We start from the raw sequence: 11913 nt of genomic DNA, 5'->3' as shown, positions 1-11913 counted from the left end.
TCAGTCGGCGGGCGGCGTCCAGCGGGCCCGACGGATCCGCGGGATCTCACCGTGGCGGTCTGCGGGCATTACGGCGGGCAGCAACAGGATCCACATCTCGTCGAGGCGCTGTTCGAGATCCTGCCGGTGGGTGAGGACGTTGGACACGAGCTGGACGCCGTTGTAGGCGGAGATCACGAACCGGGCCAGCATGGCCGCGTCGATCGTGTCGAGGATGTCGCCCTGGGCGATCGCCTGCTCGGTGAGCTTCTCGCAGGCGGCGATCCAGTCCAGGTACGGGCCGGTGGGACCGTCGGTGGCGCTGAGTTCGAGCGTCAGGCGGATGCCGGCCCGCACGATCGGCTCGTCGATCATCTGCCGCGCCATCTCGTGCGAGAGCATCACGATCTGCTCGAGTGCGGAAATGTCGAGGCCCGCGATGGCCTCGACCGCGGCGATCGAGATGCGATGCTGCTCCTCGATGACGACTTGGGCGAGTTCGTCCTTCGACCGGAAGTGGAAGTAGAGGGCGCCCTTGGTGATGCCCGAGCTCTCGACGATCGCGCCGAGGCTCGCGCCCTCGTAGCCCGACCGTTCGAAGTTCTCGGCCGCGCCGAGAACGATCTGCTGCCTGGTCGCCACCGCCCGCGCTTGCTGAGCCATCCGTCCTCACTCCGTTCCCACCCTGTGTTCCGACGAGGTGCATCGTGACGAACCCCATCGGGTTTCCCCCACCCGGCCGAATGGTACCCACAGTAATGGACCGCCGCCGCGACGAAGGTTCGTCGCAACCCCTGCGAATCGCGCTGATCGGCGCCACCGGCTTCGTCGGGGGCGCCGTGCTCGCGGCGCTCACGGCGTCCGGCGCGCCCTGCACGGCCGTCGCGCGACGGCCGGACGAGCTGCCCCCCGCCGCGACGCGGAGGGCCGCGGCGGACCTGACCGAACCGTCGTCCCTGGACGCCGTGGTCGCCGCCGCCGACGTGATCGTGCACGCCGCCTCCTACACCGGATCGGACCCGCAGACGTGCGACGCGGTGAACCGTGCCGGGACCGGGAACCTCCTGGCCGCGGCGGCCCGGCAGCACCGGCCGCACGTGATCTACGTCAGCACGATCGGGGTCTACGGTCCCGGCCCGCACCGCGGTGTCGACGAGGACGCCGTCGTGCCGAATCCGGTCTCGGTGCTCAGCGAGAGCCGGCTCGCGGCCGAACTGGCCGTGCGTGATTACGGCGGCACCGTGGTGCGGGCCGCCTTCGTCTACGGGCCCGGAGACCGCTGGTTCGTGCCCGGCATCGCGCAGATCCTCACTCGCCTCGGCGCCTGGGTCGAGGACGGCCGCCCCCTGCTGTCGGTGATCTCGGTCGGCGATCTCGGCCGCCTGATCGCGGCACTCGCGGTCCGCGGCACCCGCCCCGGCTCCGGCGGCGATGTCCTGCACGCCGCTCACCCGGATCCGGTGAGTGTGCGGGCCCTCGCGTCGGCCTTCGCCCGCGACGCCGGATTCGACCTGCCCCGCACCAGTCTCGGGTACGACGAGGCCGTGGCCGTCGCGCCGGAGCGGGGACTGACCGAGCGGCACATAGATCTCGCCGGCCACGACCACTACTACGACGCGGCGCGCATCTGGCGGGAGACCGGGCTGCGGGTGCCGCCCCCTGGCTTCGGTCCATAGGGGCCCTCCCGGCGCGCGGGCTCGGTCCCGTTCCCGGCCACCGGGAACGACCGGGGCGCCTCGGGGCGCGGCAGCTACCGTCGCGACGGTGACCACCGTTCCGGCTTCGAGTAGTACGTCGCATCCCCTGCTGTCCGGAAGAACGGCGATCGTCACCGGAGGGGCGAACGGCATCGGCGCGGCCGTCGTCCGGCTGTTCGCCGAGCACGGTGCCGGCGTCGTCCTCGTCGACACCGATCGTGGGGCGGCCGAGCGGCTGGCCGCCCGAATTCCCGGCGTGGTGCCGATCGTCGGCGACGCCGCGGACCCGGCCGTCGCGACGGAGGCCGCGAGCCATGCCCCGGACGTACTCGTCAACAACGTCGGTGACTTCCTCCGCCCGTCGACGCCCTTCGCGGAGGCCGACGAATCCGAATGGGAGGCCCTGGCCCGCGCCAATCTCGACCACGCCCTGCGGATGACCCGCGCCGTCCTTCCGGGCATGATCGACCGCGGCCGGGGCGGCTCCGTCGTCAACGTCACCACGGTCGAGGCGCACCGCGGCATTCCCGGGCACGTCGTGTACGGCACGTACAAGGCCGGGCTGCGGCACTTCACCCGCAGTCTCGCCGTCGAGGTCGGCCGGCACGGCATCCGGGTGAACGCGATCGCGCCCGACCTGATCGCGACGCCGCAGGTGCCGTACGAGCGGCTCGTGCCGGAGGCGGACCGGCACCGCTGGCCGGGGTGGGCGCCGCTGGGCGGCCCGGGCCGCCCCGAGGACGTCGCCGGACCGGCCCTGTTCCTCGCCTCCGACCTCTCCCGCTACGTCACGGGGTCCACCGTTCACGTCGACGGTGGCAGCCTCGCGGCCGGCGGCTGGTTCCCGCGCGCCGACGGCTCGTGGACCAATCGTCCCCTGTCGCCCTGACCGGATCCTCTACACCCGAAGGGTTTTCGCGTGAACTTCCTCCCCCCGACGCTGAGCGTCAATCTCCCCAATTTCGGCGACGTGCTGGCCCGCGACAACTTCGCCCACCTCGTGGACGTCGCGGTCCGGGCCGAGGAATGCGGCGTGGACCGCGTGAACGTCACCGACCATGTCGTGATGGGAGCCGACACCTCCGGTTACGCGTGGGGACCGTTCGCCACCGAACCCGATGCGATGTGGCTCGAACCCATGACCGTGCTCGCGGTGATCGCCGGCCGGACCCGCACGATTCGCCTCGGCACCGGCGTGATCATCGCGGCGCTGCGGGGCGCCGCCGTGCTCGCCAAGACCGCGGCCACCCTGGACCACATGTCGGGAGGGCGGCTCGACCTCGGGGTCGGAACAGGCTGGCAGGATAAGGAATACGAGGCCGCGGGACTGAGCTTCGCCGATCGTGGCCCGCTGCTCGACGACACGCTCGCCGCCTGCCGGGCGCTGTGGGAGCACGCCCCGGCCTCGGTGCAGCGCCCGAGCGTGGCGTTCACCGACGTGTACTGTGCGCCGCGTCCCGGCGGCCGTCGCATCCCGGTCTGGGTCTCGGGGTCGTTGTCGAAGCCGGTGATCCGCCGGCTCGCCCGGTGGGGCGACGGGTGGATTCCCATCATGGGTGCCGGCCCGGACGAGCTGCGCCGGGGCCGCGATCTGCTCCGCGGCGCGCTCGAGCGGGACGGCCGCGATCCCGACGTCCTGCAGATCCGCGGACGGCTGCAGGTGGTCCACGACTCGGCCGGCGAGATCGCCGTGCCCGCGACGGCGCAGGCGGTGAAGGAGCTTCTCGCCGTGGGTGTCACCGACGTGATGGTGCCGCTGACCCTGGTGCATCCCGATCCGGACCGGGCCGCGGACCGGCTCGCGACGCTCGTCACGGTGCTGCGGGAGGCGGCCCTCTAGCGGCGGCGGGCCGCCCACGCGGTGCGGCTGCCACGGACCGTCAGGTCGCCGCGGTGCAGCAGACCGTCGGGGCTGTCGGGCGCCAGCAGAGCGTCGAGGGTCTCGAGATCGTCGGTGGCCAGCCGGCCGTCGAGCGCGGCGCGGATGCGGGACAGGTAGGCGTGTGCGTAGCGGGCCGCGCTCGGTGGTGCCGGCGCCGCCGCCACGGTGAAGCTGCGCTGGGCGGTGACCTCGAAACCGGCCCGCTCCAGGTGGGTCCGCCAGTCCGGGTGCGCGTTCCAGCCCGCGCGCGCCAGGGCCTCGTGGCAGCGCCGCTCCAGGCCCGGCCTGCCCCGCCCGACGTCGTCGGGCAGGAACCGGGGCAGCTCGTCCATCTCGACGACCACCAGCAGGCCACCGGGATTCAGTGCGGCGTGGAGGTCGCGCAGCACCCTGTCCGGGTCGGCGACCTCGTGCAGCGACGAGGCCGCCCACGCGACATCGACCGTACCGATCGAGGGCCAGGCGGCATCCAGGTCGGCGAGCACGACCCGGAGCCGCTCGGCCGTGCCGTGCTCGGCCGCGGCGGCGCGGACGCGTGCAAGCATCGACGCCGACCTGTCGACCGCGACGATCTCGGCGGCGGGGAAGCGGCGCCCGAGCGCCAGGCTGCCCGTGCCCGTTCCGGCGCCGACGTCGACGATCGTGCGCGGCCCCTGCGGGGCGTGCTGCTCGGCCCACGCGGTCACCTCGTCCAGGTACGAGCCCAGTACCTCCGCGTCCAGGTCCAGTAGTTCCGCCAGCCCGGGGTCGTGGTGTGCGTGCCGGCTGCCGGGGGGCTGATGATCGTGCGTCATGGCTGCCACGGTAGCGACTTCGATGCGTGAAGGGCATACCATCTTGCGTATGACGCAAGATCTCGATCTGGACGCCGTGATCCGCCGACGCATCCGCGGCCTGCGACTGGCCCGTGGCTGGTCGCTCGATTCGCTGGCGGCCCGCTGCCGGCTCAGCCCGTCGACGCTGAGCCGCATCGAGACCGGCAACCGTCGGATCGCTCTGGATCAACTGGTGCCGATCGCCCGGGCCCTGGGCACCACGCTCGATCAGCTCGTCGAATCCGCCGAGGACGAGGACGTGGTGATCCGGCCGCAGCCCGAGCACATGCCCGGGGTGACCACGTGGCTGCTGTCCCGGGAACGTGCCCTGCACGGCGTGACGGTGGCGAAGATGCGTATCACCCCCGACCGGGCCACCGGAACCGGTGCGGCGAAGGTGCATCCGGGCCGGGAGTGGTTCACCGTGCTCTCCGGCACGGCCCGATTGCAGCTGGGCGAGCGGACCGTGCTCGTGCGGACCGGCGAGGCCGCCGCGTTCTCGACGATGGTCCCGCACGTGATCGGTGCCCACGACGGTCCGGTGGAGATTCTCACGATCTTCGACCACGACGGCGAGCGTGCCCACCTCCACGGTGAGCACGGCACGTCGCGGCCGTGACGCCGGCGGCTACAGCGGTTTCAGAAAGTCGAAGAACCCGGGCGTGTGCACCTGCCGCAGCCGGGTGAGCGCGCGGTAGCTGATCAGCCACACGCCGTCGACCCTCCGGTACTCCTCGTGGTAGTGGCCCCAGCCGTGCAGGTGCTCCTCGACCGCTCCGTTCGCCCACCACAGTTGGTCCTCCATCGCCCAGATCCCGGTGGCCGTGGTGTCGGAGGTGAGCGTGATCTCGGGTGTGTGACCGTGGTGCGCGCTGGTGACCGGCGTGTCTCCGTCGAGCAGGTTCTCGATCGCGCGCCGCAGCGGTTCCCGGCCCACCACCCGGTTGGCGCGATCACCGGTCCGCGGCTGGGTGCCCTCGGGCAGGCCGCCCCACGTCTCGCTCACGACGTCCTCGGTGTGCAGCGTGGGATACAGGTCCCATTGCTTGGTGTCCATCACGCGAAGCCGCGCGGCGAAGAGCCGCTTGATCTCCTCGACGGCCAGCAGTTGTTCCGCGGCGGTCAGCGTCAGGGCCGGTTCCGTATGCGTCACAAGGGCTTTCCCTTCACTCGGTAGCGGATCGGAGCAGCCGCACCTCGCGGTCGGCGGTGAGGTCGACGACCAGTTCCCGGCGCGCGATGCGCCACCCGTCCGGGACGCGGCGGTACTCGTCCCGGTAGCGGACGGACACCGTGTAGTCCCGGTATCCGTCGCCGCTCGGGTACACGTGGTGCGCCTCGCAATACAGCTCGCCCCGGGCCCGGTCGCCGTCGAAGTCGATCACATGCTGGCCGAGGACGTGCCGGGTGGAGTGCAGGTGCGCGACCGCGGCGAGCACCCCCTCGGCGATCGGCCCTGCTCCGGTGAGCACCGGGTCGTGCCCGCGACGGACCAGTCCCGGCGGCTGCACGAACTCGGCGTCGTCGGCGAACAGCGAGCGCAGCACGGTCGGATCGCGCCGGTCGACGGCGCGGGCATACCGTGCGACGACGTCCGCGAGGGCGAGGCGGTCCTCGACGGGGCTGCTCATGCCGGCATTCTCCATCGCCCGCCGGCCGGCGCGCGTCCCTCGTCCCGCTGACCGGACGGCGCCGCGCCGGGGCGGGTGAAGCGCAGGACGGGGCAGGTGCCCGGATGGTCGGTGACGGTCACGACCAGGCCGGCGTTCTCGGTGATGGCGGGGAGCAGCGCGGCATACGTCGCGGCGAGGGCGTCGGCGAACGTGCGGCGGTGCGGTGTCACCGATCGCGCGGCGCCGGGACGCAGCACGGTCGCCGTCCCGGCGCCGGCGGGTGCGCGCTCGCCGGTGATCACCACGTGGTCGAACCGGTCGGCGGTGATCGCATCGTCGTGTTCGCCGACGCCGATCATCACCGCGATGTCCGTGGGGTCGAGCATGGACTCGGCGGCCTCGGAGAGGACACGCACGGTGCGCGGCAGGCCCTGCGCCGGCATCAGGACGGCACGGTGCCCGGTGCCGACCGCGCTGACCCACGGCCCCAGCAGCGAGAACAGGGGAGCGGTGCGGGTTCCGAGGATGGCCACCGTCCCGGCGTCGTGGTGGGGGCCGCAGTGCCACAGCGCTCCGGACGGTCCGGGGATCCGGTAGGTGGGACGGGCGGCGGTGCCCCAGCCTTCCAGGGACTCCCGGACGCGGTGCAGCGCCGTCAGGGAGGTGACGATGTCGTCCATGACCACGTGCGACGGCAGCACACCGTCGAAGTCCGCGTGGACCGCCTCGGTCAGCGGCTTGTGGTGCCGCACGAGCACGTCGATCATCGCGCGGACGGTCCGGACGCGGTGCGCGGGATCGGTGGCCGGCGCGGTCGCGGGCGCACGGCGCTGCCGATCGAGTACAGCGGAAAGCTGCTCGGGGAACGAGGATTCCATGGGGCCTCCTGTCGTCACCGCCGCGTACCCGCCCGTGCCGGGCGCTAGGTCAGCGACGCTTCGTGGATCTCGCGGTCGAATGCGGGCAGCGGTCCCCCGGCGCGCAGGGTGGTCGCCAGCGCCGGATCGGCCAGGTGCAGCCGGCCGACGGCGATCAGGTCGAACTCCCCGCTGCCGAGACGCCGTTCGAGCTCGGGGATGTTGTCGTCGACCGGTGCCGAGCCGCTGATCCGGCTCTCCCGCAGCGACTTGCCGATGCCGACGCTGCCGACGGCCATCGTCGTGACCCCGGTCAGCTGCTTCGCCCAGCCGGCGAGCGAGAGGTCGCTGCCCTCGAAGGCGGGCGTGTCGAAGCGCCGGATGCTCGCATCGAGGATGTCGACCCCGGCCTCGACGAGAGCACCGAGGATCACCTTCAGCTCGTCGGGCGTCTCGGCGATGCGGGCGGTGTAGTTCTGCTGCTTGTGCTGCGAGAAACGGAACACGATGGGCAGGTCGTCGCCGATCTCGGCGCGCACGGCCTCGACCACCGCAGCGGGAAACCGGGTGCGGCGCTCGAGGTCGCCGCCCCAGGCGTCGGTGCGGGTGTTGGTGCCCTCCCACAGGAACGAGTCCAGCAGGTAGCCGTGCCCGCCGTGCAGCGCGATCCCGTCGAAGCCGACCTCCGCCGCGGCGGCCGCCGCGCGCGCATAGGCGGAGATCACGTCGGCGATGTCCTGCTCGGTCATCGCCTCCGTCGGGCGCGACGCCCGCGCGACGTAGTCGGCGGAATACGAGGTGACCCCCGGGGTGCCCCAGCTGCCCGAGGGGCGCATGGGCTTCAGTGCGGGGTCCACGGCGCTCATCGCACCCCACAGCGGCCCGACGTGCCACAACTGCGGGACGATCCGCCCGCCGGCTGCGTGCACCTCGTCCACGACCCGGCGCCAGCCCGCCAGCGCAGCCGCGCCGTGCATGCGGGGTACCCGCGGATTGTCCACGGCCGTCGGATGATCGACGGCCACCCCCTCGGTGACGATCAGGCCGGTCCCGCCCTCGGCCCGCCGGCGGTAGTAGGCGGCGACATCGTCGCCCGGCACGCCGTCGATCGAGTACGACCGCGTCATGGGTGACATGACGATGCGGTTCGCCAGTTCGAGCGAACGCACGCGGAGCGGGCGGAACAGCGGGGAGGAGGAAGCCATGCGGTCGAAAACCTCTCTCGGCAGGACGGTATGGAATCTCCCGCCTCTCGGCGGGACGGTCTGGAAGTGGCCCGCCGGCCGGGTACGACACCGGCCGGCGGGCCCGTGCGGCTCACATTCCCATGCGGTCCGGCCGGCGGCGACCCGGTGTCCCACTCAGTGCGATCGAGGAACGGGCCGGCGTCCCCGGCCGCGTCAGCGCAACTTGATGCTGCCGCCGTCGGCCATCAGCGTCTGGCCCGTCATGTACCTCGAATCGTCGGACGCGAGGAACACGACCACCGGGGCGATGTCCGTCTCGGGATCGCCGATCCGCTGCAACGGCACCTTCGCCGCCGCGGCGGCCGCCCGGTCGGGGAACGCCTGCTGCCAGGCGAGCACACCTTCCGTGGCGGCGAACGGGCACACGACGTTGACGCGGATGCCGTCGGCCGCCCACTCGTTCGCGGCCACGCGGCTCACCGCCCGGATCGCCTCCTTCGCCGCCGCGTACGACGTCTGCGTCGGCATGCCGTCGAGGGCGGATCCGGAGCCGAAGTTGACGACGGACCCGCGGGCCTGCTTCAACTGCGGGTGGCAGGCCTGCATGAGGTGCACGGTGGGGTAGAAGCCCGTGCCGAACGACAGCTCGAACATCTCCGCGGTGTGCTCGAGCAGCGGGGCCTGGCGGGACGCGTGCGCGTTGTTGACCAGGACGTCGATGCCTCCGAACGCCGCCACGGCGGCGTCCCGGATCCGCTCCGCGCTCTCGCGCCGGGAGATGTCGGCCTGCAGGAACTTCGCCGCGCCGCCGGAGTCGACGAGTTCGGTCTCGAGGGCGTGGCCGCGCTCGTCGTCGACGTCGACGAACAGCACGCGGGCGCCCTCGCGGACGAACACCCGGGTGACGGCGCGCCCGATCCCGCCCGCGCCGCCGGTCACGACGGCGGTTTTTCCGCTCAGTTTCACGACCGTGTCCTTCCGCTCAGGCGCCGACGGTCTCACCGGTGGCCAGCGCGACCTTCTCCAGTTCGGCCACACTGTAGGCCGAGTACGTCTCGTACGGTCCGCGACCGGAGAAGTAGGACGACAGCTGTCCGCTGAGTTCCTCGACGGTGAACGCGGAACCGGCGGCGTCGAAACGATGCTCGACCTTGGGTGCTTCCATGAGCGCGACCATCTTGCCGTACACGACGAAGACCTGGCCGTTGACCTCGTCGGAGACGGCGGAGGCGAGGTACCGGACCAGGGTGGCCACTCGCTCGGGCGCGAGCGGGTCCAGGCCCGACGCACCGGTGTTGTTCTCGCCGAACGCGTCCGCCGTCATGGCCGTGCGGGCGCGGGGGCAGATGGCATTGGCTCGCACCCCGTACCGCGACAGGCCCTGGGCGGTCGAGAGGGTCAGGGCGGTGATGCCGGCCTTGGCGGCCGAGTAGTTGGGCTGCCCGGCCGAGCCGAACAGGAACGCCTCGGAGGAGGTGTTGATGACGCGGCCGTAGACCGGGCCGTTTGCGTCCTTCGAAGCCTGCCGCCAGTGCACGGCCGCGGCGCGCGACGTCGCAGCGTGGCCCTTGAGGTGTACCCGGATCACGTCGTCCCAGTCCGACTCGGACAGGTTGAAGATCATCTTGTCGCGCAGGATGCCGGCGTTGTTGACCAGGATGTCCATCGAGCCGAACTCGGTGACCGCGGTGCGGACGAGTTCCTCACCGAGCGCCCAGTCCGAGACGTCGCCGGTGACGGCGACGGCGCGGCCCCCGACGGCGCGGATCTCGTCGACGACGTCGTGGGCGGCGGCACCCATGTCGTTGACGACGACGGCGGCCCCGGCGTCGGCGAGGGCGAGGGCTTCGGCACGGCCGAGGCCGGCGCCTGCTCCGGTGACGACGGCGGCGCGGCCGTCGAGGGTCAGGTTCTGGGTCATGGTGGGCTCCTTGTGTCCGTGCGGGTATGCAGAACGATGACTGAAAACTAGTATTCATTCTATTGCTTGCACAAGGGTGTTCTCGGACCGCGGTCCCTCGGGTGGGAGGCGGTCCTCGAATCCTGCAGCCAGGCTGGGGGCCTGGCTCCTCGTTCGTCGCTATCCGGCCGTTGATCCAGGAATAGGAATATGTTCTACTGAATCTGCTGTGATCCGCGGCACACACGCGACGATCGCGTGGGCGTGCGCGTCCTCGCCCACCCACGAACTCCGGAAGGACCCGCGATGTCTCTGAACCTGGCCGACCTCACCGAGGCCGTCGTCGATGCGATACCCGACCGGACGGCCCTGAGCTGCGGGGACGAGTCCCGGACGTACGCCGAGTTCGACGCCCGCGCCAACCGGGTCGCGCATTACCTCGCGGCCGTCGGAGTGACCGCAGGTGATCATGTGGGCCTGCACATGCGCAACAGCCTCGAATTCCTCGAGGTCATGTTGGGCTGTTTGAAGATTCGCGCAGTACCCGTGAACATCAACTTCCGCTACGTGGGTGCCGAGCTCGTGCACCTCTACACCGATGCGGACCTCGTGGCACTCGTGCTCGACGACGAGTTCGCCGACGTCGCGGCGCAGGCCGTGCCGCACACCTCACGGCTGCGGCACATCGTCGTCGTCGGAAGCGCGGAGACGGCGGCGCTCGAACAGGCTGCGGCAGGTGCGGGTGCGACCGTGGTGCGGTATGCGGAGGCGGCGGAGAGCGCCTCGGCGGAGAGGGATTTCGGTGAGCGCAGCGGCGACGACCGGTACATCCTCTACACCGGCGGCACGACGGGCATGCCCAAGGGCGTGATGTGGCGGCACGAGGACTTCTACTTCGCGGCGCTGGCCGGCGGCAACCCGTACGGCGAACCGCACCGCAGCCCTGCCGATCTCGCCGCGGCCGCCGCGGCAAACGAGCACCCGATGTCCTATCTCGTCACGGCACCGCTCATGCACGGGGCTGCGATGTATTCGGTGCTGATGGGGTTGTTCACGGGTGCGAAGCAGGTGCTGATGCGGTCGTTCGAGCCGGTGGAGGCGCTACGCCTGATCGAACGGCACCGGATCGCGATCGTGATGGTGGTCGGCGACGCCATCAGCCGGCCGCTGGCCGACGCAGTGGCCGCACGCGGCAAGGAGTTCGACCTGAGTTCGCTGCTGGTCATCGGTTCCGGCGGGGCGCTGTGGTCGGCGAGTGTGCGCGCGCAACTGGCGGAGCTGCTGCCGAACGTCTACCTGCGCAACTCGTTCGGCTCGTCGGAGGCAGGCGCGACCGGCACCCTCGACGTCGGTTCGGACGGCCGTGCCCGGATCTCCCCGTCGCCGACGCTACGGGTGGTCGATACGGATCTGGCCGAGGTCGAGCCCGGCTCGGAGACCATCGGCTACCTCGCGCGCATCGGCCACGTTCCCCTCGGCTACTACAACGACCCGGACAAGTCCGCGGCGACGTTCCCCGAGCGCGACGGCGTGCGCATGTGCCTGCTCGGCGACCTGGCCACCGTGGAGCCGGACGGCTCGATCGTGGTACTCGGCCGCGGCTCGGCGTGCATCAACACCGGCGGCGAGAAGGTCTACGCGGAGGAGGTCGAGGAGGCCGTCAAGAGCCATCCAGCCGTCCTCGATGCGGTGGTGGCTGGAGTTCCGGATCCGCTACTGGGAGAACGGGTCTCGGTGGCCGTCCAGTTCCGTCCCGGTGTGGAAGCGCCCTCGGTCACGGAACTGGCCGATCACTGCCGGACCCTGATTGCCGGGTACAAGATCCCGAAGACGATCGTGCCGGTTCCCGAGGTGATGCGCTCACCGGCGGGGAAGGCGGACTATCGGTGGGCCAAGGCGACGCTCGAGAACGCGACCGTCGACGCCTGACGCCGTCGGACACGGAAGCGGCCGGCCCCACATCCGGGGCCGGCCGTTCCCGGT

The 11913-nt window shown here is 71.5% G+C and carries 13 protein-coding genes; 5 read left to right on the top strand and 8 right to left on the bottom strand.

From position 1 onward, the window contains the following. The gene (locus KZJ41_RS23840) at window positions 1–642 is read right to left on the bottom strand and encodes a ScbR family autoregulator-binding transcription factor (protein WP_006931603.1); all 642 of its coding nucleotides are present in this window, start codon (window positions 640–642) and stop codon (window positions 1–3) included. A gap of 95 nt (window positions 643–737) precedes the next feature. Here KZJ41_RS23840 and KZJ41_RS23835 point away from each other — a divergent pair, with 95 nt between their 5' ends. From KZJ41_RS23835 to KZJ41_RS23825, 3 genes are all read left to right on the top strand, one after another. Next, on the top strand, window positions 738–1655 hold the full coding sequence (locus tag KZJ41_RS23835; RefSeq protein WP_251549733.1) for an NAD(P)-dependent oxidoreductase: 918 nt from the start codon (window positions 738–740) through the stop codon (window positions 1653–1655). Between the two features lie 88 nt (window positions 1656–1743). Continuing rightward, on the top strand, window positions 1744–2565 hold the full coding sequence (locus KZJ41_RS23830; protein WP_006931599.1) for an SDR family NAD(P)-dependent oxidoreductase: 822 nt from the start codon (window positions 1744–1746) through the stop codon (window positions 2563–2565). 30 nt (window positions 2566–2595) lie between these two features. After that, entirely contained in the window at window positions 2596–3516 is a 921-nt protein-coding gene (locus KZJ41_RS23825) for a TIGR03619 family F420-dependent LLM class oxidoreductase (RefSeq protein ID WP_161994667.1), read from the top strand. Here KZJ41_RS23825 and KZJ41_RS23820 read toward each other — a convergent pair. Continuing rightward, window positions 3513–4352, bottom strand: a complete 840-nt coding sequence (locus KZJ41_RS23820; protein WP_037201157.1) for a trans-aconitate 2-methyltransferase — start codon at window positions 4350–4352, stop codon at window positions 3513–3515. The genes KZJ41_RS23825 and KZJ41_RS23820 overlap by 4 nt on opposite strands. 49 nt (window positions 4353–4401) lie before the next feature. On the opposite strand from KZJ41_RS23820, the gene KZJ41_RS23815 reads away from it, so the two are divergent. Next, on the top strand, window positions 4402–4992 hold the full coding sequence (locus tag KZJ41_RS23815) for a helix-turn-helix domain-containing protein (protein WP_251549731.1): 591 nt from the start codon (window positions 4402–4404) through the stop codon (window positions 4990–4992). Between the two features lie 9 nt (window positions 4993–5001). Here KZJ41_RS23815 and KZJ41_RS23810 read toward each other — a convergent pair whose 3' ends face one another. The 6 genes from KZJ41_RS23810 to KZJ41_RS23785 form a co-directional block, all read right to left on the bottom strand. Continuing rightward, a complete protein-coding gene (locus KZJ41_RS23810; RefSeq protein WP_251549730.1) occupies window positions 5002–5526 on the bottom strand; it encodes a nuclear transport factor 2 family protein in 525 nt (174 codons plus the stop codon). 13 nt (window positions 5527–5539) lie between these two features. Then, entirely contained in the window at window positions 5540–6004 is a 465-nt protein-coding gene (locus tag KZJ41_RS23805; protein ID WP_006931591.1) for a nuclear transport factor 2 family protein, read from the bottom strand. Beyond that, window positions 6001–6864 (bottom strand): coniferyl-aldehyde dehydrogenase, encoded by an 864-nt coding sequence (locus tag KZJ41_RS23800; protein ID WP_251549729.1) that lies wholly within the window; start codon window positions 6862–6864, stop codon window positions 6001–6003. Before KZJ41_RS23800 ends, KZJ41_RS23805 begins: the two co-directional genes overlap by 4 nt. 44 nt (window positions 6865–6908) lie before the next feature. Next, a complete protein-coding gene (locus tag KZJ41_RS23795) occupies window positions 6909–8048 on the bottom strand; it encodes an FMN oxidoreductase (RefSeq protein WP_006931588.1) in 1140 nt (379 codons plus the stop codon). A gap of 195 nt (window positions 8049–8243) precedes the next feature. Beyond that, a complete protein-coding gene (locus tag KZJ41_RS23790; RefSeq protein WP_050035893.1) occupies window positions 8244–8996 on the bottom strand; it encodes an SDR family NAD(P)-dependent oxidoreductase in 753 nt (250 codons plus the stop codon). Window positions 8997–9012: 16 nt separating this feature from the next. Further along, on the bottom strand, window positions 9013–9951 hold the full coding sequence (locus KZJ41_RS23785) for a 3-oxoacyl-ACP reductase (protein WP_251549728.1): 939 nt from the start codon (window positions 9949–9951) through the stop codon (window positions 9013–9015). A gap of 285 nt (window positions 9952–10236) precedes the next feature. Here KZJ41_RS23785 and KZJ41_RS23780 point away from each other — a divergent pair, with 285 nt between their 5' ends. Beyond that, on the top strand, window positions 10237–11859 hold the full coding sequence (locus KZJ41_RS23780; RefSeq protein ID WP_050035891.1) for an acyl-CoA synthetase: 1623 nt from the start codon (window positions 10237–10239) through the stop codon (window positions 11857–11859). Window positions 11860–11913: the final 54 nt, after the last annotated feature.

Origin of the sequence: Rhodococcus sp. 11-3 (assembly GCF_023704055.1) — a bacterium.
Classification (GTDB): domain Bacteria; phylum Actinomycetota; class Actinomycetes; order Mycobacteriales; family Mycobacteriaceae; genus Rhodococcus; species Rhodococcus aetherivorans.
Note: the sequence above shows the minus strand (reverse complement) of the source record. Positions and strands in the feature narration are given on the sequence as shown.

Bases quoted from the DNA above. Each gene is read 5' to 3' on its own strand.
- KZJ41_RS23840 (WP_006931603.1), bottom strand. From the start codon at position 642: ATGGCTCAGCAAGCGCGGGCGGTGGCGACCAGGCAGCAGATCGTTCTC.
- KZJ41_RS23835 (WP_251549733.1), top strand. From the start codon at position 738: ATGGACCGCCGCCGCGACGAAGGTTCGTCGCAACCCCTGCGAATCGCG.
- KZJ41_RS23820 (WP_037201157.1), bottom strand. From the start codon at position 4,352: ATGACGCACGATCATCAGCCCCCCGGCAGCCGGCACGCACACCACGAC.
- KZJ41_RS23815 (WP_251549731.1), top strand. From the start codon at position 4,402: ATGACGCAAGATCTCGATCTGGACGCCGTGATCCGCCGACGCATCCGC.
- KZJ41_RS23805 (WP_006931591.1), bottom strand. From the start codon at position 6,004: ATGAGCAGCCCCGTCGAGGACCGCCTCGCCCTCGCGGACGTCGTCGCA.
- KZJ41_RS23800 (WP_251549729.1), bottom strand. From the start codon at position 6,864: ATGGAATCCTCGTTCCCCGAGCAGCTTTCCGCTGTACTCGATCGGCAG.
- KZJ41_RS23795 (WP_006931588.1), bottom strand. From the start codon at position 8,048: ATGGCTTCCTCCTCCCCGCTGTTCCGCCCGCTCCGCGTGCGTTCGCTC.
- KZJ41_RS23785 (WP_251549728.1), bottom strand. From the start codon at position 9,951: ATGACCCAGAACCTGACCCTCGACGGCCGCGCCGCCGTCGTCACCGGA.
- KZJ41_RS23780 (WP_050035891.1), top strand. From the start codon at position 10,237: ATGTCTCTGAACCTGGCCGACCTCACCGAGGCCGTCGTCGATGCGATA.